Consider the following 22,714-nt stretch of genomic DNA (forward strand, 5'->3'; position numbering starts at 1 on the left):
GGGCCCGCTGTGTACGTGCCGGGTGTTCACCGGACTGGTACATCCCCAGATCTGATGATGACGCTCGCGCGCAGGATCGGCGAAGCTGACCGGGAAAGGAGATCGACCTATGCGAAAACTGGTAGTTCAGCAGTGGGTGACCGTTGACAACATCGCAGCCGAGGACGACGGCGGGCTCAGCTTTGTCACGGCGGAGCCCTTTTCTGAGAAGACCGACCCGGCGTACAAGGCAAGCGTGATGGGATTCATCGACTCGGTTGACACGATGATCCTGGGCGCGAACACGTACGCGATGTCCAACGGCTACTGGCCCAACGCCAAGGAGCAGGGTGAGTACGGCCAGAAACTCAACGATCTGACCAAATTCGTCGCCTCCTCGACACTGAACGAGGCCCCATGGGGTGAGTTCCCCGCCGCGACGGTGACCAAGGACCCGGCTGCCACCGTCCGGGAACTGAAGGCCGATGACGGCAAGGACATCTGGCTGTGGGGCAGCCTGACTCTCATGCACTCGTTGCTGGATGCCGGGCTCGTCGACGAAGTGCGGCTGTTGGTCTGCCCGGTCTCACGCGGCACCGGGACGCGCGTCTTCGAGGATCGACACGACCTCAAGCCGGAAGAGGCGACACTGTTCACCAACGGCATCACACTCTTGCGCTACGAGATCGACAAGTAAACCAGGAGAAATCAGCAGGACCGATAACGCCGTGGCCAGCCGACCCTTTGTCGGCTGGCCACGGCGGCGGTCCCGGCTCTGCGCGTAGGAGCTGCTGGCCCGCGACCTGGCCCGGCGGGCGTACGTTGGCACGCCACGCAACGTCCCGATCGGTTTCACCTGGAACGACCACGACGGTGCCGGTTGGCGAGGATGGTCAGTGCCGCGCGATCCGCTGCGCCTCGTTCAACGGCTGCCCGGCGCTGCGCGTGATCACCAGCGCGGACACGAGGAACCCGAGAAATGACAGGCCGGCGGCGAGATAGAAGGCGAGCTGGAACCCGGCCAGCAGTGCCTCCGGCGCCGGGGCACGTACGGCTGTCTGGTCGCCGGCGCGAGCGAACGCGGCGGTCGACAGGACGGCCAGTCCGAGAGCGCCGCCGACCTGGTTCGTACTGGTCACCAGGCCGGACGCGAGCCCCAGCTCGCCTTCGCCACTCAGATCCTGGGTCGTGGCGGTCACCGAACTGACCAGCAGCGTTCCCAACCCGACGCCGGCGAGCAGTGCCGGTCCCAGTACGTCGATCCAATAGCTGCCGGCCAGGTGGACCTGCGCCAGCCAGAGCAGCGCGGCCACCAGGAGCCCGAACCCCGCCATCAGCAGCGGCTTGAAGCCGAGTGTGGTGACCAGCCGAGCGGACATCCCGGCGGAGACCATGACCGCGATCGCGAACGGCAGGAACGCGACCCCGTTCTGGACGGCGCTGAAGGCAAGCACCTGTTGGAGATACAGGGAAAGGAAGAAAAACGTGCCGAGCATCGTACTTGCCAGCAACAGCGCGCAAATCGCGCCGCCGGTCACGTTGCGCCGCGCGAAGACGCCGAGTGGGACCAGCGGCGCGGGATGCCTGGACTCGACCAGTACGAAGGCGACCAGAAGGATCGTCGCCGCGGCCAGCGGTGACAGAGTCCACGGTGAACCCCAGCCGTACTGGTTGGAGTCGACGATGCCCAGGATCAGCAGCCCGATGCCGGCCGTAACGGTGACAGCTCCCCAGGGATCGAGCGAGGCACGCGTCGGCGAACGGGTGGCACTCACGCGGCGCAGGGTGAGGACGGCCACCACGATCAGGACCGGCACGTTGACCAGGAACACCCAGCGCCAACTGAGCGAGCTGGTCAGCACGCCGCCGAGCAACACACCGGTAGCGCCCGCGAAACCGGATATCCCGCCCCACACACCAAATGCGCGGGCGCGGGCCGGGCCGGTGAAGGTCGCCGTGAGGATGGCCAGCGCCGAGGCCGACATCAGGGCCGCGCCGACGCCCTGGACGATTCGCGAGACGACGAGCATGCCGGAGCTCGCCGCAAGACCACAGGTCAGCGACGCCGCGCCGAACACCGCCAGGCCGGTCAGGAAGACCGTGCGCCGTACGAACAGGTCGGACGCACGACCGGCCAACAGCAGGAGTCCGCCGAAGGTCAGCAGATATCCGTTGAGCGCCCACTGCAGACCGGCACCGGTGAATCCGAGCTCGGCCTGGATGGACGGCAGCGCGATGTTGACGATCGTGTCGTCCAGGACGCACATGAACTGCGCCAGGCACAACAGGACCAACACGATCCAGTCCTGTGCCCGGGTCCTCGCCTGTTTCACGGACGCCGCGGAGCGGGATCCGCGACGATTCTTCGAAGGAACGCTCTTGTCAAGGTCGGGTAGGTGGGTCACACCATCAACGCAACACCACGCCAGTCAGACGATCCATCGGCAGAACTCCGAGATACCTTTGCGATCGTCTACCTTGATGGCGTGGACGTACTCAGCGACCTCCTGTCCCGCGCTCAAGCCACCGACGCGCAGGTGCGGCAGCTCATCCATCCACCACCGTGGTCGATGACGTACGCCGACGCGCCGACGCTCACGATCATCGCGACGCTCGGCGGCCCCGCCACGATCCGGCTCGCCGGGCATGCCGGATCACCGACGGACCTGAGGGCCGGCGACGTGGCGCTCATCAGCAAGACACCGCGCTACACGATCGCCGACAGTGCCGACACACCCGAACAGTACGTCATCCACAAGGGCCGCAAATACCTCGCCGGAGCAGGCGACGTACCAGCGGACCACGCGAACATCAGCACGCGAACGTACGGTCTTGCTGAGGACACCGCGGGCGCGACGATCCTGCTCCGCGGCGCGTACAACCTCCACGGTGCGGTCACCGACCGCCTCCTGGCGATGCTTCCACCACTCGCGGTCATAGCGGCCGAGCCCCGCACCACCCCGGTGCTCGAGCTGCTCACCCGAGAAACCCGCCTGGACGAACCCGGCCAGGATGCCGTCCTACGGCGCCTGCTCGACCTGCTCCTCGTCCTCGCCCTCCGCGCGTGGTGCGCTCGCGCCGAACCCACCCTGCCCGCATGGTGCCGTGCTCTGTCGGATCCAGCCATCGGCGACGCGCTCCAGCTCCTGCACGAGCACCCCGCACACCCGTGGACCGTCGACGATCTCGCCGCCAAGACCGGCCTGTCACGCGCCACCTTCGCCGCACGCTTCAGCAAGCTGGTCGGCCAGCCGCCGCTCACCTATCTCACGAACTGGCGCATGACCATCGCCGCCGACCTGCTCCGAGACACCACCTCCACCGTCGCCGCCGTGGCCAGGACCGTCGGCTACCACGACCCGTTCGCCTTCAGCGTCGCGTTCAAACGCACCCACAACGCCACCCCATCCACCTTTCGCCAAACCAACCGCGACCGGCTGGGGTGACCGTGAGCTGGTGACTGTCGACGGTCAAAGGGCCGGCATTATATTCCGGCCTGCTCGCGACACTTCGGGCCTTGATTGTCCGGCTACGCCGACGGGCGGGATCTTAACGAGATCCATACAGCGTCGCGGCTGCGGCCGACTTTATGCTCCCTGACGTGCCGACACCCACGTCGTGGATCAAGCGGGCGGTGCTCGGCCGCCCCTTTCGCAGCGACTCACTGAGCGAGACGTTGCTGCCCAAGCGGATCGCGCTGCCGATTTTCGCCAGCGACCCGCTGTCGTCGGTCGCGTACGCGACACAGGAGATCCTGCTGATCCTGAGCCTGGGCGGGCTGGCTTTTCTTTACCTGGCACCGTGGGTCGGTCTCGCGGTGGTCGTCCTGCTGGCCGTCGTGGTGCTGTCCTATCGGCAGGTGGTCAAGGCCTATCCCGGCGGCGGCGGCTCGTACACGGTCGCCACCCGCAATCTGGGCCGCTCGGCGGGTCTGGTGGTCGCCGCGGCGCTGCTGGTGGACTACATCATGACGGTGGCGGTGTCGGTCGCGGCCGGTGTCGACAACATCATTTCCGCGATCCCGCAGCTGAACCCGTACCGGGTCGGCATCAACATCGCCTTTATCGTTCTTTTGACCGCGATGAACCTGCGTGGTGTCCGCGAGTCAGGCCGGGCGTTCGCGGTGCCGACGTACGCGTTCGTCGTCGGGGTGATGGTGATGATCGTCGTCGGCCTGGCCCGTACGGCCATTGGCCACGCGCCGGTCGCCGAAAGCGCCGGCTACACGATCCGGCCGGAGTACGTGGGGCTCAGCAGCCTGGCGCTGGTTTTCCTGATATTGCGAGCGTTCTCGTCCGGGTGCACGGCGCTGACCGGCGTCGAGGCGATCTCCAACGGCGTACCGGCCTTCCGCAAGCCGAAAAGTCTGAACGCCGCGCGCACCATGACCGCGATGGGGCTGCTGTCCATCGCCATGTTCGCCGGCATCACCTTGCTGGCGATGATCGCGCACGTACGGATCGCCGAAAACACCTGCGATCTGGGCGGTTTCGCCGGCAACTGCCACACCGAGGCGCAGCGTACGGTCATCGCGCAGATCGCCGCATCGGTGTTCGGCGGCGACAGCAACGTGTTCTTCTACTACATCCAGGCCACCACGGCGCTGATCCTCATCCTGGCCGCCAACACCGCCTTCAACGGATTCCCGTTGCTGGGTTCGATCCTGGCCCAGGATCGCTACATGCCGCGGCAACTACACACCCGCGGCGACCGATTGGCTTTCTCCAACGGAATCATCGCGCTGGCCGGCATCGCCGGTCTGCTGATCTACGTGTTCGACGGCTCCACGACCCGGCTGATCCAGCTCTACATCGTCGGCGTTTTCACCTCGTTCACCCTGTGTCAGGCCGGAATGGTGCGGCACTGGACCCGCGAGCTCAGGACCGCGGCCACCGCCGCCGACCGGGTGCGGATCCAGCAGTCGCGCGTCATCAACGCGGTCGGCGCGTGTTTCACCGGCATCGTCCTGATCGTCGTGATGGCAACGAAGTTCCTCAACGGCGCGTACCTCGTGGTGATCGCCATCCCGCTGCTCTATCTGATGATGCGCGGCATCCACCGGCACTACACCCGCGTACGGCAGGAACTCGCGCCGGACAAGACCAGCACCGTTCTCCCCAGCCGCGTACACGCGTTGGTACCGGTCTCCACCCTGCACAAACCGACCCTTCGCGCGATCGCGTTCGCGCGCGCCACCCGACCCGACACGTTGACCGCGATCACGGTGAACGTCGACCCGGCGACCACCGACGAACTTCGCCGGAAATGGCAGGAAAACAACATCCCCGTCACACTGACCGTGATCGACTCGCCGTACCGGGAGATCACTCGTCCACTGGTCGAATACGTGAAAAACGTACGACGACAAAGTCCGCGTGACGTGGTCTGCGTCTACATTCCCGAATACGTCGTCGGCCACTGGTGGGAACACTTGCTGCACAACCAAAGTGCGCTGCGGCTGAAAGGCCGGCTGCTGTTCGAACCCGGCGTGATGGTCACCAGCGTGCCCTGGCAACTGGACTCCATCGCCACCCGGCCACGCCGGCCCGAACGCAGCCCCGGCGACATCCGCCGCGGCATCCCCGAACCGGCCCGGCCACTGTTCGAGCCGGAAAAAACGCCCACCAGCAAGATCAGGACCTCGGCTAACTGATCCTGCCGGATCCGAGATGTTCTGGCAGAGTTGGACCATGTGCTGCCACGAGACCACCACACTCGACCTGCCCGCCGAGGTTATCGAGGCGCTGGCACATTATCGGCGGCTGCGGGACCGGATCGGCTGGGATTGGGGCGACGAGGCGATGCCGGATGTCTTCCGGTGGGCCCGGTTCTCCCTGCTGGGGCCGTTCTTCGATGCGCTCGAACGAACCGGCGGCGACTCGGCGGCGGCGGTCCGCCAGTTGATCGGCGACGAGGTCCCGGCCGGAGTCGTGGTGGTCACCGTGAGCGAGTCCGGCGCCCTGGCCGCCCGCCGTGGAGCGGCGCGCCCGGTGATCGCCGGCCATCGGCGGCAGATCGACGTCATCGTCGATTCGGCTCTGGATCGGGAAATCTCGCTCGTCGTCGCCGGACAGGACGTGACGGTCGCACCTCGGGGAGCGGCGATCGTCGTGACGGACGTGCACGACGCCTTCGACCTCCGGTTCGGCGAGGTGCGGCTGGAGGTGACAGACGCCGTTCGGCCGTGCGAGGCGGCCGAGTTGCGGTTGTCGGCGTCTGGGTGTGCTCGCTGGTCTGTCGTCGACTCGACCGGTGGGGCCTGGTTTCCGGACGGGGTCCTGCGGAAATGGGACATCCACCATCGGCCGTTCTTTCACGCCGACACCGTGACGCTTGCCGTACCGGCCGATGACCTGCGGGTCGCCTGCACGCGCGGGCTGGAGTTCGACCGGACCGAGTTCGAGGTCCGTCCCGAGGCGGGACGGACTGTCACGGTGGAATGCGAGCCGTCCCGGCTGATCGACCCGGCGGCGGACGGATGGTACGGCGGCGACCTGCACGTCCACCAGAACTACAGCGGCGATCTGGTGTGCCATCCGCTCGACGCCGCGCGGATGCAGGCCGGCGAGGGCCTGCACCTGATGAACCTGGTGGCGGGAAACTTCTCCGGCGCCCATGTCTATGACCGCGAAATGCTGGAAAGTTTCGCCGGCGCGGACCTGCCCTTCTCGTCTGCGGACGCCGTCGCGCGGATGGGTGTGGAATACCGCAACAACCTGCTCGGTCATGTCCACGGTCTCGGCGTGACCGCGCCCCCGAAGCGGTATTTCTCCGGGTTCGACGGCACCGAACATCCCGACGACTGGCCGCCGAACAAAGCCGCCTGCGAGGAGCTGCGGTCGCTGTCGGCGACCGTCGGCTACGCGCATCCGTCCAACTCGGCATTTCCCGACGACTGGTCGACCGACCGGTTCTTCAGCTTTCCGCGGTCGGTGGAGGCACGGGAGCTGGTCGCCGACGCCGCGCTCGGTGTCGTCGACTCGGTGGACGTACTGTCGCCGCTCATGCACGAGGGTGCCATTTTCCTTTACCATCGCCTGCTTTCCTGCGGCATCCGGCTGGCCGCGACGGCTGGTACGGACGTGTTCCTGTCGTTCTCGCACGGTCCGGTCGTCGCGTCCAACCCGCCCGGCTGGGCGCGGGTCTATGCCAAACTCGATGACGAGCCGCTCTCGGTCGAGGCCTTCCAGCAGGCGATCCGGGCCGGTCGTACGATCGTGACCAACGGTCCATGGCTGACTTTCGCCGTGAACGGACACGGTCCTGGTGAGGTCCTGGAGCTCTCTTCTGGCGACCGCCTGGACATGACCGCCGCGGTCACCGGCGTGGGTGTGGAGGAGATGACGATCGTCGGCCCGGACGGCGTGTTGGCCAGCGGAGCGCCGGGTGAGCTGGCCTTCACGTCCACAGTGGACGGACCGGGATGGTATGCCGCGATCGCCCGCGGTCCAGGCCATCCGAACACGCTGGACAGCAGCGTCCTCGCGCACACCTCGCCGGTATACGTCGATGTCGGCGGCCGCCGCGTCGGCCGGCTCGCCGACGCCCGCTGGTGCCTGGACTTTCTCGACACTCTGCAGGCGTTCGTCGCCGAGCACGGCAACTTCGCGCCCTCGACACGGGCCGAGCGGTTCGGTGATCTGGTCGCCGTGCTGGATGACGCCCGGACGTACTACCGTTCGGTTCTGCGGACCGCGGATCGGTGAGGCCGGCGCGGGAAACAACGGCGAAACATGTGCGATATGCACGCGTACAGTCGTCAGTGGCGCACCGGGCTGGTCATTTCGCGGACGTAGAGCTCGAAAAACCTGTCGACGTCGATCCGCTGTACGACGCGCGCCGACTGAGTGCCGGTCGGTGCCAGCGACGGTTGGTATCCGAGCGTACGGCCATAGTCGTAGCCGTAGACGGTGTCGACCTGGACCTTTCGCGTCGATGCCGAGGTGACCAGCGTCGGATCGAGGAAGATGCCGGAGGTCAACGCGTCATAGACATACTCGGTTTTGTTGGGATCCTTGGCAAATCCGGGGCCTTGCAGATCGCGAAACTCCTGCGTGATCGGCGTCGCCGGAGCGCTCGCGATGCGATCGTACTGGGCCTTGCCGTAAAGCACGGTGTCCGTCACGTCGAGCGGCACGATCGTCTGTTGCGGAAATGCCGCGTTCAGCGCGATGCGGCTGGCTTCCGGGTCGAACCAGACGTTGAACTCCGCCGACGGTCCCTGGTTTCCCGGCACGTCGTACGCGCCACCCATGTAGATGACCTGCTTGACCAGCGGCACGATTTCCGGATGCTGCTTGACGGCCAGCGCGATGTTGGTCGCCGGACCGAGGACGAACAGCGTGACCTGGTGCGGGTTGCGTTTCACCTGGTTCACGATGAAGTCGACGGCCGAGCCGTTCGCCTTGGCCGTGTGTGCATACCCGCGATATGGCGGCGTGGCCAGGTGGCGATAGTCGGTCGGCCGCTGCCGGCTCCACGCGCCTTTGTACGTGACCTTGCCAAACATCTCGCCCTCGGTCGCCAGCTTGTCCTGCCGGCTGCCCAGGAGCGGATCCGAGGCACCCTGGTAGACCGGGATGTGCTGCCGGTGCACGAGTTCCAGTTGTTTCAGTGCGTACGCGGTGCCCTCGGCGGCCCAGGTGTTGCCGCTGACCGTGGTGACGCCGAGAATGTCGGCGCCTCCCTGCAGCAACAGATAAAGCGCTTGCGAGTCGTCGTTGAGCTGGCCGAAATCGGTGTCGAAGATGACTTTCTGGCCGGCGGCGCTCGGCGCCGCCGGAGCCGACGTGGCCGGAGCGGCGGCCGCGATGGCGGTGGCGCTCAGGGCCGCGGAGATCCCCAGAAAGATACGGTTGAATCGCATGGCTCTCCCCTTTTTTCGGACTGGGGCAGGTCAACTGCCCAGGAGTTGCCGGATGTCCATAGCGGTCGGAAAGGACTCCTGCGCACCGGCCCGCCGGACGGCCAGCGAACCGGCCGCCATCCCCCATCGGACCGCTTCGCGCAGGCTGTCGCCGGCGGTCAGCCGCGCGGCGAGTACGCCGACGAACGCGTCGCCGGCGCCGGTCGTGTCGACGACATCGGCCGGAATCGCTGGTAGTTCCAGTGTTTCGCCGGCATCTGTGAGCACCGCGCCGGCCGCACCGATCGTGGTGATGACAGCGCCGACACCGCGATCGAGCAAAGCCGCGTGCGCCGCACGTACGTCGAAACCCGGACCGACCACGCCCAGTTCGTGTTCGTTGACAACGAGAACGTCGCACTGCGCGAGCAACGAGTCGGGCAGCGGTTGGGCCGGCGCCGCGTTCAGTACGAAGGTGCCGGTGCACTCCGATGCCGCTCGTTCGACAACTGCCAGCGGGATTTCCAGCTGGCATAACGTAACGCCGTCCGACGACAGGGATTGCCCGTCGTCCCAGTGAGCGTTCGCGCCGGGCACGACAATGATCGAATTGTCGTCCGGCGTGACGGTGATCCAGGCGCTGCCGGTCGGCACGTCCGTGACCGTACCGACGCCGGCCACATCCACCCCGCGGTCGGCGAGCCGTTGTTTCGCCTTTTCGCCGTCGCTGTCGGCGCCGACCCGGCCGACCATCCGGACGGCGGCGCCGGCCAGCCGAGCGGCCACCGCCTGGTTGGCGCCTTTTCCGCCGAGCCCGGTGCGCACCTCCCGGCCGGCGATGGTTTCGCCCGGTGCCGGGAAAAAGTCGGCTCGTACGGCGTGGTCGACGTTGACCGAGCCGATCACCACGACCTGATCAGGCATCGATGTCGCCGGCGATCGCACCTGTGATCAGGCCGACCAGCTCGTCACCGGTCGTGGAGCCGATGTCGCGGTGTGCGGCCGCGCGGCCGCGGCGCAGGACCCAGGCGCTGTCGGCGACCCGCATGACCTGTGCCATGTCGTGACTCACCAGCAGCACGGTCACGCCGGCTTTTCGCAGCCTGTCTATCAAAGCCTCCACCGCGGCCGTTTCCCGGACGCCCAGTGCGGCGGTCGGCTCGTCCATGATCACCAGCGTCGTTCCCCAGTTGGCGGCTCTGGCGATGGCGATGCTTTGCCGTTGTCCACCTGACATCCGCCGGACCGTGGTGCGGACGTTTGGCACGTTCACGTCCAGCTCGGTGAGGATCTGCCTGCTGCGGCTGATCATCCGCTTCTTGTCGAGCATCCGTACGAACGGGACCGGATAGACCAGCTCTCGGTTGAGGAACAGGTTTTGCCAGACCTGCAGGTCCTCGATCAGTCCGAGCTCCTGGTAGACCGTCTCGATGCCGCGTTTTCGCGCGTCGTCGGGCGAACTCAGCCGCAGCGGCGATCCCTCGAACAGGATCTCGCCGGAGTCCGGTGGATGTACGCCGGTCAGGCAGCGTACCAGCGTCGACTTCCCGGCACCGTTGTCGCCGAGCAACGCGGTGACCTTTCCCTTGTAGATGGTCAGATCGACGCCCTGCAACGCGCGTACGGCGTCGAAAGCCTTGTGCACATTACGCACCTCGAGCAGGGTCGATGACTTCACCAGGTCGGTCATGAGTGTCGCACCCCCGCTATTTCTGGAACCTGGAAATGAAAGCCGCGCCGAGCACCACGGCACCGACCGCGATCGGTTGGTAGTACTGCGAAATCCCGATCAGCGTGAAGCCGTTGATCAGGCTTTGCAGCAGTACGGCGCCGGTCGCCGAGCCGAGCACCGACGCGCGGCCACCGAACAGGCTGGACCCGCCGAGCACGACCGCCGCGATCGAGCTGAGCAGCAGGTTGGTCTGCAGCGACGGATCGGCGCCGCCGGTGCGCGCGACGAGCAGCACGCCGGCGAGCCCGCAGAACAGGCCCGATCCGAGGTAGGCGTAGAGCCGCATCCGCGACACGTGGATGCCGGCTCCCCTGGCCGCATCGATGTTTCCACCGGTGGCCAGCAAATGCGTGCCGGTCGGCGTACGAAACAGCAGGAACGCCACCACCAGCGCGGCGACCAGCGCGACCAGCCAGAACCAGCGGATCGGTCCGACGCCGCCCAACGCGAGGCCACGCAGGAAACCCGAGTTGACCGCTACGGTGTTGCCTTGTGTCAGCAGCAAAGTCACGCCGCTGACCACGCTGAGCGAGCCGAGCGTGACGATGAAGTCGCTCATTTTCAGCCGGGCGACCAGAATGCCGTTGATCGCGCCGATGACACCACCGCCGGCCACGGCCAGCAGGATCGCGACCGGCAGCGGCCAGCCCTGGGTGACCGCGAAGCCGAGCAACGCCGCCGACCACGGCAGGTTGGCACCGATCGACAGGTCGATGCCGGCGACCGTGACGACCAACTGTTGCCCCATCGCGAGCACCATCAGGATCGACGCCGACACCAGCAGGTCGCTGAGGTTGGAGACGGTCAGGAAGTCCGGTGTGGCGATGAAAAAAGCGAGGAAGACGAGGACAAGTCCGATCGGCGCGGCATAGCGGGCTCCGGCGCTGACGACGGTGGCCGTACGCCGCCGCTGCGGCTCGGAAACGACGGTGGTGGTCACAGCGCTAGCCCGCCAGCGGGTTCTGGTAGGGCTCGAACGGCTGCGGGAAGCTGCCGATCGCCTTGTCCACATTGGACTTGTCGATCAGCTTGATCGGCGCCACGATCCGGGCCGGCACGGATTTCTTCGCCACCGCCTTGATGCACGCCTGGACGGCCAGTTGGCCCTCGGCGTACGGATACTGCGTGATGGTCGCCGACAGCGTGCCGGACTGCACGGCCTGCAGCGCCGCCTTGATGCCGTCGACCGAGATGATGGTGATCTGGCCGGACTTTCCGGCGTTCTTCACCGCCTGCGCTGCCCCGAGGCCCATCGTGTCGTTGGCCGCGAAGATTCCCTTGATGTCAGGGTGAGCGTGCAGAATGGCCTCGGTGACCGTCTGTGCCTTGCTCTGGTCGTAATCGGCGGGTTGTTTGGCGACGACCGTCAGTTTCCCGGTGGTGGCGGCGGCAAAACCCTTCTCGCGGTTGATGCCGTTCTGCTCGCCGGCGATGCCCTGCAGGATCGCCACGTTTCCGCTGCCGACCTTCTTCTGCAGCGCCTGCCCGGCCAGCGTGCCGGCCTGCAGGTTGTCCGAGCCGATGAACGAGGCGTACGAGACACCGGCCGACTTGGACGCGGCCGGGTCGATCTGGGTGTCCAGGTTGAGGATCGGGATGCCTTTCTGCGCGACCGGCACCAACGGCGTGATGACATTGGTCGCGTTCACCGGCACCACACCAAAACAGTTGTAGTTCTGACCGGCCAGTGTCGAGATTTTGGCGTTCTCACCCGAAGAGTCGGTTTCGTTGTCGCCGGCCTGCACGTTCACCGTGACGTTCTGCTTCTTGCCTTCGGCGATCGCGCCGTCCCGCAGCGCGGCCCAGTACGGGTTGGTGAAGTCGCGGGTCACGATGGCGATTTTGGCCTGTCCGCTGCCGGAACTGGAGTTGGCCGAGCTGCCGCGGTTGCAGGCCGTCGTGGTGACGGCCAGTCCGACCGCCAGCACGACGCCGGTCGCGATCCGGAACCGGCGAGACTGCGGGTAACGCATCAGTGCATCCCTTCCTTGTACGTCAACGAAGAATCAGGCCGGCGCCGGTCCACACGACGCGCGCCGTACCAGTGCGCACGGCGGCGTCGCGGCGGCGGCGTCCGGCAGAGCCGGTAAGGAGCCGTCGACCAGATGGATCATCGCGCGTACGGCCGCCGTGGCAAGGCCGGCGATCGGCTGCGCCACCGCGGTCAGCGGCGGGTCGAAAAGGTCGAACCACGGCGCGTCGTCGAATCCGACCACCGAAACGTCGGCCGGAATGCGCAGGCCGGCGGCGCGCAGACCCTTGATCGCGCCGATGGTCATGAGGCCGTCGGCGCCGAAGATCGCGGTCGGCCGGGCGGCCGCGCCGAGAAGCTGGCTGACCGCGCGTTCGCCGCTGTCCTGCCGAAAATCGCCTTCGGCGACGGTGATGTCGGTGGCCGCGACACCGCGAGCGGTCAAAGACGTGATCATCAGCTCGGTGCGTTCCACGCCGACGGCGGTGGCCATCGGTGGCGCGATGATCCCGATCCGGCGGTGACCCAGACCGGTCAGCAGGTCGGCCACCTGCGCCAACGCGTCCGCCGCCGCACTCCGTACGACCGGGCAGCCGGCCAGGTGCCGCGCCGCCGCACCCCGGCCGGACACCTCGACCGGCCGGTCCAGGAACACCAGCCGTGCCTTGGATTTTCCGGCCGCCTCCAGCCCGGCCGTCATCGCCGCCGCCGGCACCAGGATCACGCCGTCGACCCGACTGCCGGCCAGCAGCGTCTGCAGATACTCGTCCTGGACTCGGGCATCCTCGTCGGAATTGCAGAGTACGGTGGAAAATCCCTCCGCCGCCGCGGCGCGCTGGATCTCGCCGGCCAGCTCGGCGAAGAACGGGTTGGCCACGTCGCTGATCACCAGCCCGAGCGAGCCGGTCAACTCGGTACGCAGCGCGCGAGCACCGGCATGTGGCCGATAGCCCATCTCCCGCGCGACAGCCGCGATCCGGTCCCGGGTCTCGGTCGGGATACGCGGATTTCCGGACAGAGCAAGCGAAACAGCGGCGACCGACACGCCGGCGGCCGCCGCCACGTCGCGCATCCGTACCGCCATCACGTCCGTCCCGATCGCTAGTTAAACGATTAACTAGGCACCCTAGGCCGACGCTGGACGATTTGGGAAGCCCGCGCTCTTACTTGATCGAGAAAGCTAGAAGTGCCAGGCTAGAGGGTAGGGGTGCCGGCGTGGCGTGATGGCTAACAAAGGCGAGGACGGACCCCGCCGTCGAACGACCCGCGAGATCCGCCGACACCAGTCGACGCCATTCGACCCACCCTGTGAACCGAGCCAGTGACCGATCACGACCGAGGGGCCACCGACCGTCAACCGTCGGATCGCGTGCCGAAGAAACACCCGACCCGGCGGACTCGCGACCACAAGCGGCCGATCAGTAACGTTTCGCATTATTCCAGCGAGGAATCCATTTGCTCGTTTCGCCCGTCGGCGACCATCCTGGTTCACCGCGGCAAGTATGAGTGCGGCATATATTCACCGGCGCTGTTTTGGTGTATAACCGAGCAAGTCGGGGGCTCGACATTCCAGAAAACACTGGAAGGACGATCCCGTGTGGCCGCACCTGGTGACCGCCACGACCGCACATTCGGCCCATGACGCGGTCGTACGGTCCGTCGCGCAGGCATTCGCGCACACCGCGTACGTGGCGCTGTGCCTGAGCCTGAGTTGGGGAGTTTTCGTTACCACCGGCTGGATCGGCCGGATCACCGGGCGTGTTCCGATGCGCCGGAGCCATGCGACGCTGGCCGTCCTGGCCATCTCATTGTCGGTGGCGCACGCCGCGACATTCCTGTTCCTGACCGATCTCGACGAGCGATTCAGCGTCGGTGCGCTGGTCGTGCCGCTGTTTCCGAACGCGCCGACCCGCTGGACATTGGGGATTATCGCGGTCGACCTCATGATCGCGGTCGTGTTGTCGACGGCGTTGATGCGCTTCATCGTTTACCGCCGATGGCTGCGTTTTCACCGGCTGGCATATCTGGCGGTGGCGCTCGGCGTCGCGCATTCCTGGCTTGGCGCGGTCGCGAATGGCACGCTCGCGGTGCTGTGGATCGCCGGACTCTCCGCACTCGCCCCAACCGTGCTGGTGGCCGCATTGCGGTTCACACCGACCAGATATCTGGAATCCACCGGATTCCTCACGTCGGCGCGGAGTCGCGATGCGTGACGACCGGACGCCGCGCCATCGCAGGACCTTGCGCCACGCCGTAAAAGTCAGCGTCGACAACCAGCGCTGCCACCTGTACGGATTCTGCCAGCTGGAGGCTCCGGAGTATTTCCAGCTGGCGCCAGGGCAACGGCTCCGGTACGCCGGCAGAGTCGTTGCCTCCCAGGCACAACAGGTGATCGCCGCCGCGCGAATGTGTCCGATGCGTGCGATCCATGTGTCCGGTGAGCGTACGCCGTGACGCGCGGCCGGCAACGGATCGTCATCGTCGGTGCCGGACTGGCCGGCCTGCGCGCCGCGGAACGGTTGCGTGAGTTGCGTTTCGACGGCGACATCCTGATCGTCGGCGACGAGCCGTACGCGCCCTATCATCGCCCGGCGCTGTCCAAGCAGGTGCTCACGCAACGCGGCGGCGCCGACGACATCACGCTGCGGTCGTACGTCGACCTTGGTGATTGTTGGCGGATCGGCACAAGAGCCTGGCGGCTCGCTCCCGGCCGGCATGTGGTGTCCTTGCCGGGCGGCGAAGAACTGCGCTATGACGGCCTGGTCATCGCGACCGGCGTACAAGCGCGGCATCTTTCCGGCGCACCACGACAAGATCCGCGCATACATGTGTTGCGTACGCTCGACGACGCCTGGTCCATCCGCGCGACGCTGAGCCGGTCGCGTGGTCGCGTCGTGGTCATCGGCACCGGATTCACCGCCTGCGAAATCGCCTCCAGCCTCCGGGAAACCGGCCGCGCCGTCACATTGGTCGGGCGCTCGGCGACGCTGCTCGGCGGTGTCATCGGCGAGGAATGTGGCGAGGCGATGAACGATTTCCACCGCCGCAACGGAACCGACCTCGTGTTGGGCGTGACAACGGCCGGCTGGGACCGCCGGCCGGACCACGTGGCCGTACGGCTGTCCGACGGCCGGGTGCTGACCGCGTCCTGCGTCGTCGTCGCCATCGGCAGCGTCTTCAACACGGACTGGCTTCGTGGCGCGGGAATCGACACCGACGGCGGAATCCGTTGCGATCCAACGTGTTTCGTGGAAGGCACGGAGGACGTGGTAGCCGCCGGCGATGTGGCGCGTTGGCCGAATCTCCGCTTCGATGAAACGCCGCGGACCTGCCAACACTGGCTCAACGCGGTGGAAATGGGACGCGCGGCGGCGCAAAACCTGCTGGCGGGGCGATCGCGTGCTCGGCCGTACTGTCCGATGCCGGCGTTCTGGTCGGAACAGTATGGCCGGCGGATCCAGGGTGTCGGCCTCCCGGCGCTCGCGACCAACAGCGTTCCCTTGTCCGGCAAGCTGAAACACCTGCGAAGAGCGGTTTTCGGTTACGACGAAGGCGCTCGACGCGTCGGTGTGATCGCTTTCGACCAGCCACGCGAGCTTCTGCGGCTGACGCTGGAGTTGGAGTCGGCACTGCCGGCACCACCGCGTGCGATCGCGCGCGCTCCGCGACCGACGCGTACAACTGCTCCGGCTGGCCCCGACCTGATCTTCGTGACGAAAGGACTCCACCTTGCGACTTGACTATTACTGGCGCAGACGCCGCCTCCAGCAGCTGATCTCCTATTCCGGTGTCGCTGCCGTACTCGCCACCGGCACGGCTTCGACGATCGCGTTGACGGTCTCGCACGACACATCCGTCGCGCCGGCGCTGGCACACAACAGCCCGCAGGAACAGGCGCTGACCGCATCTTTCGTCGGTCAGCCGGAGCCGGCCCGTACGGTGGCCAAACCGGCGCCGCACAAGCCGGCGCATCATCGCGCGCTGCATCGGCATCATGCCAGACACACGCATTGTGGCCGGCATCGTCAGGCATGGAGTGTCGCGCGCATGACCACGACCTGGTATGGATTCCAGGTGGAGAGCAGGTAGTAGATGGTCGCGGAGGTGGAGTTTCCGGACGTGTAGCGGGAAAGGATGAACGGCGCGTACGGTCCGCCGCCGTTGGTGGCACCGGGTTCGTGTGTGTTGTCGCAGTCGCGCGAGCCGTCGTGGATGAAGTGACACAGGCCGTTGTCGGCGCCAGGACTGAAAATCGTGCTCGGCGCCGACCACGGACCCCATGGCGTGTCGGAGAACCGGGCGACCACGCCGGGGTCACAGTTGTAGAGCATCAGCCATTTCTGCAGCGGCGCGATCCACGACACCGAAAACTCGCCGATGCACGGCCTTTGGTCGCCGGTGTTGAAGACGTTGCTGGCCTGCGCCGGATCAGCGCTCCACAGCGGACTGCCGCCTGCGTCCAGACCGGTGAAATACCGCCAGCTGCTCTGGTCGGCGACCGAGCCGGCCGGCACGTACGCGAGATATGGGTAGCTCGCCCGATAGTTGGGCACGCCGTAGACGTACGCGCCTTTCCTCTGGTCCGCCGGCAGTCCGGCGATCGTGTCGGAGTTGACCGAGGCGGTGTAGACGAATGCCGGCGGCAGCCGGAAAAGTCGTTCGTACGTCGTGCCGTCGGCGTTGCGTCTGGTCATCCAGCCTTCGCCCACCTGGTTGGTGCCGTAGTTGCAGATCGTCGCGGTCATGCAGTGCTTGGTCCAAAACGCCGCGTACGTGCTGCCGCCCGCGGCGAACCCACTGGTCGGCACGTTGAAGAAGCCCTGCAGGAAGTTGGTGTCCCGGCTGCCGTTGACGGTCACGATCGCTGGTGTGACGGTGTTTCCCTCCGGCACAGGTGTCAACTGCAGGCAGTTGGTGTCGGTTGGCGCGGTGGTCTGCCGCGTCTGCAGGACGACGTCGTCGGGACTGTTCTTCTCGTCGGTGGAAATCGGCGTGTGGTTCAGGTGCGTGTCACCGAACATCAGGCTCAGCGTGGTGCCGTCGTCGACGGGATAGCCCAGGTCGGTGGCCCATTCGCTGTAGTTGAGCCCGCTCGTGCCGTTGACCGTCGGCGCCAGCCGCTCCAGGTCCCATTTTCCGCTCTGTTGACACACTTTCTCGCTGCGGCCACGGTAGGCGATATCTTGTGCCTGTCCCCAGGCCGCACCGGGATTGCTGCTGTCGTGCCAATAATGGATCAGCCGGTAGTCGGTGGCGTTCCCGCTGACCTGCGCGCCGTCCGGCACCGGCGCGCGTGGACCGAGCACGACCAGCTCGAGGTTGCCGGGCGAGCCGAAGTCGGTCTGGATCAGCGATGCCGCCGAGTTGATCCCGGTGATCCGCGGCTCACCGGCCACCGCCCAGGGATTCGCCGTGTTGCTGTTGTCCTTCCAGAAATGCACCAGCTCCGACCCGGCCGGCGCGACGACCTCGAAGTTTCCCGATCCGAAGCTGCTTTGGATGAATGACGGCGCGCCGGTGATGCCGGAGCCGAAGCTCGTCGCGCGCTGCCACGCGCTGTCCGGCGCGCCGCTGTCGTGCCAATAGTGCACCAGGTGGTCGCCTTCGCGTACGACCAGTTCGAGGTTTCCGTGGCCGCCGGACATGAAAGTCGTCTGGATCAGCGAGCCTGGACCACTGGCGGTGGTCGTGACGACCTTCGCGCGTTGCCACGGATTGCTGGCGTTTCCGTTGTCGTGCCAGTAATGCACGAGATTGTTGCCTTCGGGCACGACGACCTCGAAGTTGCGGTGCCCGTTGGAGACGAAGTCGCTGGTGATCACCGACGGCGGCCCGGTGACGCCGGAACCGAAGTTGCCGCCGCGCTGCCAGCGGCTGTTCGGTTGGCCGCTGTCGTGCCAGTAATGCTGGATGTGGTCGCCTTCCTGGACGAACACCTCCAGATTTCCGTGTCCTCCCGACATGAAGTCGCTTTGTACGATCGCGCCGGGACCGGTCGCCGCGGTGCTGATCACCTGGCCGCGGTGCCAGGCCCAGTTGGTGTCGCCGTTGTCCTTCCAGTAATGCACGAGCGTGTTGCCCTGCAGTGCCGCGACCTCGAAGTTGCGGTGTCCGTTGGAGACGAAGTCACTGCGGATGATCGACGCGGCGCCGGTGCCCAACGGCTCGACGATCGTGCCAGGCGCGGCCGGTGCGGTCGCGGCCGCGGCCGGCCGAACAGGCGCGAGCAACAGGGCGACGGCGGCGACGGCGACGACGGCAGCTGCGGAACGGAACCATCTCATCGCGGCGCTCCAGACCGAGAAAACGATTGCCGAGCGGCACCGTACGATCAGACTCGCCACGCGTCAAGACGGCAGCGACGAATCAGCCGAATTCAGCCGCGACCAGGTCGGTGAAGACGCCGATGGGGTCGCTCCAGTCGCCGTACGTCCAGTCGGCGTTCACATTCGCGGCAATCAGGTGTGAGCCGTCGCGCCGGCCGAAGACGTACGACCAGGATCCGTTGATCGCGCCGCCGTTTCCCCACAATGTCGTGCCGTCCGGCAGCACGATCGACGCGACGCCGAGGCCATAGCCGGCGCCAGGCAGCTTCGGATGCCAGTCGTGGGTCGGGACCGTGGTGAACATTTCCCTCTGTTGCTCGGGTGGCAGCAACCGGCCGGCCAGCAGCTCGCCGAAAAACCGGAGCATGTCGCCAGCGGTCGAAATCATCCCGCCGCCGGTCCAGGCCATGCTCACGTTCATCTCGGTGAGGTCGTGAATGCGCGCTTCTGGCCGCGAAACGCTCAGATTCGAGTAATAGCGGCCATGCGGGACAGCGATGCCCGAGTCACCGCGGCTCGGCATGTACGTGCCGGACAGTTCCAGCGGACCGGTCACGATCCGCTTCAGTTCCTCGCCGAACGTCGTGCCGGTGATCCTCTCGATGATCATGCCGGCCAGGACATAGCCGGTGTTGCAATACATCCAGTCCGTCCCGGGCTCGAACAACGGCGGATGCGCCATGGCGTACGCGACCAGCTGCTCCGGCGTATAACCGTCGAAGCGGTGCTCCAAGAGCGCCGGCGTGTAATAGCGCTCAATCAAGACCGGATCCATCGCGTAGTTGAACAGGCCGCTGGTGTGGTTGAGCAGCTGTCGTACGGTGATCCGCCGACCGTCATGGCCGTTGCCGCGTACGACTCCGGGAAGCCAGGTGTCGACCGTGTCGTCGAGGCTCAACCGGCCGTCCGCGACCAACCGCAGCACAATGACAGCCACGAATGTCTTGGTGGCACTGCCAATCCGGAAATGGTCGCCTGGTTGGCGAGTGCGACCGCTCTCCAGGTCCGACACACCTGCCGTGCCACACCACGTGTCGCCGTTGTGCCACACCTGCGCCAAAATGCCGGGCACCTCGCCGTTGGACACCGCTCTGTCGAGCAGTTGCTGGACGGACATCACTGTCTCCTCGTACGTGACTTCAGAACGCGTCGAAACGTACTTTGCAACGACCCGGTCCCGACAGGTGTTGTCGCGTTTCAGCAGCTAAGAATGGCGCTGAACGCAACGACCACCGTTGCGTTGAGATGGCGCGGAACGCAATACTGTCGATCATGCCGAGGCTGACACAGCGAGACCGTGAACGGATCGCGACAATGCTCGCGCAGCGGCTCGCGTACGCCGAAATCGCGCGCCGGCTGGGCCGGCCGACCTCGACCATCAGCCGTGAGGTGAGCAGAAACAGCGGACCGGGCGGATACGACCCGCGACGCGCTCACCTGCAGACCGAGTGGCGCGGCCGCCGCGGCGGACCGCCGCCGGCTCCCGCCTCGTACGAGCGCGCGCCGGCTGTGCGCGCGATCGAGGCGGAGCTCACCGAGGTGCTGGCGAGCACCGGCCTGGCACGGATGCCGGCCAGAGTGCTCGCCTTTCTTTGCACCACGGAGTCCGGCGCCAGCACCGCTGCCGAACTCGTCCACCGGCTGCGCGTCAGCCCCGCGTCGATCTCAACGGCGGTGCGCTATCTGCTTGAGCAACGGATGATCCGTCGTGAGCGGGAGCCGGGACGGCGCGCTTATCGTTACGTCATCGACAAAGATGTCTGGTTTCACTCCGCTGTGGCGAGCGCGCGGCGTACGGCTCGGCTTTCCGAGGCCGCCAAACGTGCCGCCGGCATCCTCGGCGCCGGCACCCCGGCCGGCGACCGGCTCGCCGGCATGAGCGCGTTTCTGGACGTACTCAGCGGAGATCTCGTCGAGCGCGCCAAACATTGGCGACGGGTCATGCGTAGTTGAACAATGGCGGCAGGACGAAGACGACGATCCAGGCCCACGCCGCGTACACCGGCAGGTAGCCGGTCTGCCACTGTTCGAGTGCCGCGAACGGCGTACGCCGCAACACGAACCGCGCCAGCAGCCACGCCGACCAGGCGAGGTTGACCAGCAGGACCACGTTTTCGCCGAGCGCCACGATCCGGTTGGGAGTGGTGCCGAACTCGGTGATGCGGCCGGTGATTTCCACCAGCACCAGCACGTCGATGGCCAGTGCGCTGACCACGAGCGCGAGCTGGAGCCTGTCGAACAGGCCAGGCGGGGTCAGCGGATCGCGTGCCGACAGCGAATAAAGCAGCAGGCCCAGCACGACGACCAGCAACAGGTTGAAAAGAATCAACGCATTACGCTCGATGTTGATGCCAGCACTGGTCCAGACGACGGCGACGAGAAACGCCAGCAACACGGCCGTGAACAGTGGGGTGAACAGCCGCGTGAGCACCGGCGCGATATTCTCCACGACGCTTTGTTTCGCCTCCACGAGCCATCCGGCTACGACGATCGCGCCCATCACACCGCACGGCACCAGCCACTGCGAGATGAACGTGTACGGCGCGATTCCGATGGCGGCGAATGTGCCGGAGACAAACGCGACGAGTACGCCGCCGCCGAGTGCGATCAGCACCAAATAGACGAACCATTCGCCGGTGAAGCGGACGAAATCCATCCGCCGCCGAGACGAACGCCAGTCGGTCGCCACGTACGCCAGACCAACCACGAACCACAGGGCGATCGGCAGGTGAATGGCCGAGATGACGACGGCCTGAGAGGTCTCGGCGACCGGATACACGTTGGCCGCCACCGCTCCGATCGCGAACAACGCCACCAAAATCGCGATCAGCACGCTGTTGAGCCGTCGGCGCCAGCCGAGGTAGGCCGCCAGCCACGGCAACGCGAAGAGGCTGAAGTTCGCCGCGTAGAACTCGATGTTGCCTTGCCATTTGACGCCGAAAAGCTCCGGCACCTTCACCGAAACCGCCGCGCCGACCGCGCAGACGCACATCACCCACAGGTCCAGCCGCGACCGCCGGTCGGTCTCCGAGCCACCGGTGTCGCCGGTGAGCACCAGCTGTTTCCACAGCCGGTCGGAATGCTCTCTGGCAAACTCGCGGGACAGCTCGTCCAAGCTTCCCATTCGCTTGACCGCGACCAAAAACGCCTCGTCGGCGGTCAGACCGGCCTCGACCAGCTCGTCGACGCAACCGCGGAGGTGATCCTCCAACTCATCGACATCGGCCGTCCGCAGTTCCTTGCGCCGCTGCACATAATGCCGCCATTGCGCGAACTGCTTCTCCAGCTCGTCCTCACGCGCGGTCACGCCGGCCCCTCCAACGGCATCACCGCGAGCACGCCCGTGCCGCCCAGTTTTTTCAGCGCCTGTGCGACCGTGTCCCACTGCCGCCGCTGCTCGGCCAGCTCGGCCAGCCCCTGGTCAGTGATCCGATAATACTTCCGCCGCCGCTCACCGACCGCCGCCTGCCAGCTCGCCTCCACATACCCTAGGCGTTCGAGCCGGTGCAACAATGGATAAAGCAGGCCTTCGGTCCAGTCCAGCTCACCGCCGGACAGCTCACTGATCCGCCGCAGAATGGCATAGCCATAGCTCTCGCCTTCCGCCAAAATGCCAAGCACCATCGGCGTCGCCGACGCGGCCACCAAGTCCTTCGCGACTTTCACGGTCCTCCCATACCTAACGGTGCGATGCATCGTACTGTTAGGTATCAGCGGATGCAAACTCAGCCCTGGGAGGGTTGGGTTTCTGATTGTTGCGTTTTGGGGTGGTGGGGTTTTCCTGGTTGTTGCGTTTTGGGGTGGTGGCGCCTTCGCGGCGGGCGCTCCTGCGCGGAGGGCGACCTCAAGGGGAGGGGTGC

General features: G+C 66.3%; 20 protein-coding genes. 9 read left to right on the top strand and 11 right to left on the bottom strand.

The window, feature by feature from the left end:
• Positions 1 to 109 precede the first annotated feature (109 nt).
• Positions 110 to 676: a dihydrofolate reductase family protein gene (locus GNX95_RS12905; RefSeq protein ID WP_163507327.1), complete on the top strand. Its 567-nt coding sequence runs from the start codon at positions 110 to 112 to the stop codon at positions 674 to 676.
• A 196-nt stretch (positions 677 to 872) separates the two neighbouring features.
• Here GNX95_RS12905 and GNX95_RS12915 read toward each other — a convergent pair whose 3' ends face one another.
• Positions 873 to 2,276 (bottom strand): DHA2 family efflux MFS transporter permease subunit, encoded by a 1,404-nt coding sequence (locus tag GNX95_RS12915; protein ID WP_163507328.1) that lies wholly within the window; start codon positions 2,274 to 2,276, stop codon positions 873 to 875.
• Positions 2,277 to 2,465: 189 nt separating this feature from the next.
• Here GNX95_RS12915 and GNX95_RS12920 point away from each other — a divergent pair, with 189 nt between their 5' ends.
• The 3 genes from GNX95_RS12920 (at position 2,466) to GNX95_RS12930 (ending at position 7,685) form a co-directional block, all read left to right on the top strand.
• Entirely contained in the window at positions 2,466 to 3,425 is a 960-nt protein-coding gene (locus GNX95_RS12920) for an AraC family transcriptional regulator (RefSeq protein WP_163507329.1), read from the top strand.
• A 155-nt stretch (positions 3,426 to 3,580) separates the two neighbouring features.
• On the top strand, positions 3,581 to 5,632 hold the full coding sequence (locus GNX95_RS12925; protein WP_246281582.1) for an APC family permease: 2,052 nt from the start codon (positions 3,581 to 3,583) through the stop codon (positions 5,630 to 5,632).
• 16 nt (positions 5,633 to 5,648) lie between these two features.
• Positions 5,649 to 7,685: a CehA/McbA family metallohydrolase gene (locus GNX95_RS12930; protein ID WP_163507331.1), complete on the top strand. Its 2,037-nt coding sequence runs from the start codon at positions 5,649 to 5,651 to the stop codon at positions 7,683 to 7,685.
• Between the two features lie 53 nt (positions 7,686 to 7,738).
• Here GNX95_RS12930 and GNX95_RS12935 read toward each other — a convergent pair whose 3' ends face one another.
• Genes GNX95_RS12935 through GNX95_RS12960 form a run of 6 tightly spaced genes read right to left on the bottom strand, consistent with a single transcriptional unit; the run spans position 7,739 to position 13,600 of the window.
• A complete protein-coding gene (locus GNX95_RS12935; protein ID WP_163507332.1) occupies positions 7,739 to 8,845 on the bottom strand; it encodes a nucleoside hydrolase in 1,107 nt (368 codons plus the stop codon).
• A 30-nt stretch (positions 8,846 to 8,875) separates the two neighbouring features.
• On the bottom strand, positions 8,876 to 9,748 hold the full coding sequence (locus GNX95_RS12940) for a ribokinase (protein WP_163507333.1): 873 nt from the start codon (positions 9,746 to 9,748) through the stop codon (positions 8,876 to 8,878).
• Positions 9,741 to 10,514: an ATP-binding cassette domain-containing protein gene (locus GNX95_RS12945; protein ID WP_163507334.1), complete on the bottom strand. Its 774-nt coding sequence runs from the start codon at positions 10,512 to 10,514 to the stop codon at positions 9,741 to 9,743. Before GNX95_RS12945 ends, GNX95_RS12940 begins: the two co-directional genes overlap by 8 nt.
• A gap of 16 nt (positions 10,515 to 10,530) precedes the next feature.
• On the bottom strand, positions 10,531 to 11,496 hold the full coding sequence (locus tag GNX95_RS12950) for an ABC transporter permease (protein ID WP_246281583.1): 966 nt from the start codon (positions 11,494 to 11,496) through the stop codon (positions 10,531 to 10,533).
• Positions 11,497 to 11,500: 4 nt separating this feature from the next.
• Positions 11,501 to 12,529 carry a sugar ABC transporter substrate-binding protein gene (locus GNX95_RS12955; protein WP_163507336.1) on the bottom strand — a complete coding sequence of 343 codons (1,029 nt, stop codon included), beginning with the start codon at positions 12,527 to 12,529 and terminating at the stop codon, positions 11,501 to 11,503.
• 33 nt (positions 12,530 to 12,562) lie between these two features.
• The gene (locus GNX95_RS12960; RefSeq protein ID WP_163507337.1) at positions 12,563 to 13,600 is read right to left on the bottom strand and encodes a substrate-binding domain-containing protein; all 1,038 of its coding nucleotides are present in this window, start codon (positions 13,598 to 13,600) and stop codon (positions 12,563 to 12,565) included.
• 523 nt (positions 13,601 to 14,123) lie between these two features.
• Between GNX95_RS12960 and GNX95_RS12965 the strand changes: the two genes are divergently transcribed.
• The 4 genes from GNX95_RS12965 to GNX95_RS12980 are packed head-to-tail and all read left to right on the top strand — an operon-like array spanning position 14,124 to position 16,617.
• Entirely contained in the window at positions 14,124 to 14,741 is a 618-nt protein-coding gene (locus GNX95_RS12965; protein WP_163507338.1) for a ferric reductase-like transmembrane domain-containing protein, read from the top strand.
• Entirely contained in the window at positions 14,734 to 14,982 is a 249-nt protein-coding gene (locus GNX95_RS12970; RefSeq protein ID WP_163507339.1) for a ferredoxin, read from the top strand. The genes GNX95_RS12965 and GNX95_RS12970 overlap by 8 nt, the downstream gene beginning before the upstream one ends.
• Entirely contained in the window at positions 14,979 to 16,268 is a 1,290-nt protein-coding gene (locus GNX95_RS12975) for an NAD(P)/FAD-dependent oxidoreductase (protein WP_163507340.1), read from the top strand. Before GNX95_RS12970 ends, GNX95_RS12975 begins: the two co-directional genes overlap by 4 nt.
• Positions 16,258 to 16,617, top strand: coding sequence for a hypothetical protein (locus tag GNX95_RS12980; protein WP_163507341.1), 360 nt, complete (start codon positions 16,258 to 16,260; stop codon positions 16,615 to 16,617). The genes GNX95_RS12975 and GNX95_RS12980 overlap by 11 nt, the downstream gene beginning before the upstream one ends.
• On the opposite strand, the gene GNX95_RS12985 is transcribed toward GNX95_RS12980, so the two are convergent.
• Positions 16,554 to 18,812, bottom strand: coding sequence for a DUF4185 domain-containing protein (locus GNX95_RS12985; protein WP_163507342.1), 2,259 nt, complete (start codon positions 18,810 to 18,812; stop codon positions 16,554 to 16,556). The genes GNX95_RS12980 and GNX95_RS12985 overlap by 64 nt on opposite strands.
• An 82-nt stretch (positions 18,813 to 18,894) precedes the next feature.
• Positions 18,895 to 19,971: a serine hydrolase domain-containing protein gene (locus GNX95_RS12990; protein ID WP_163507343.1), complete on the bottom strand. Its 1,077-nt coding sequence runs from the start codon at positions 19,969 to 19,971 to the stop codon at positions 18,895 to 18,897.
• A gap of 155 nt (positions 19,972 to 20,126) precedes the next feature.
• Here GNX95_RS12990 and GNX95_RS12995 point away from each other — a divergent pair, with 155 nt between their 5' ends.
• On the top strand, positions 20,127 to 20,807 hold the full coding sequence (locus GNX95_RS12995) for a GbsR/MarR family transcriptional regulator (protein WP_163507344.1): 681 nt from the start codon (positions 20,127 to 20,129) through the stop codon (positions 20,805 to 20,807).
• On the opposite strand, the gene GNX95_RS13000 is transcribed toward GNX95_RS12995, so the two are convergent.
• Both GNX95_RS13000 and GNX95_RS13005 read right to left on the bottom strand, forming a co-directional pair.
• The gene (locus GNX95_RS13000) at positions 20,794 to 22,161 is read right to left on the bottom strand and encodes a permease prefix domain 1-containing protein (protein ID WP_163507345.1); all 1,368 of its coding nucleotides are present in this window, start codon (positions 22,159 to 22,161) and stop codon (positions 20,794 to 20,796) included. The two genes, GNX95_RS12995 and GNX95_RS13000, sit on opposite strands and share 14 nt — an antisense overlap.
• Positions 22,158 to 22,520: a PadR family transcriptional regulator gene (locus tag GNX95_RS13005; RefSeq protein WP_163507346.1), complete on the bottom strand. Its 363-nt coding sequence runs from the start codon at positions 22,518 to 22,520 to the stop codon at positions 22,158 to 22,160. The genes GNX95_RS13000 and GNX95_RS13005 overlap by 4 nt, the downstream gene beginning before the upstream one ends.
• Positions 22,521 to 22,714 lie beyond the last annotated feature (194 nt).

Origin of the sequence: Fodinicola acaciae, assembly GCF_010993745.1 — a bacterium.
In the GTDB taxonomy this organism is placed as follows: domain Bacteria; phylum Actinomycetota; class Actinomycetes; order Mycobacteriales; family HKI-0501; genus Fodinicola; species Fodinicola acaciae.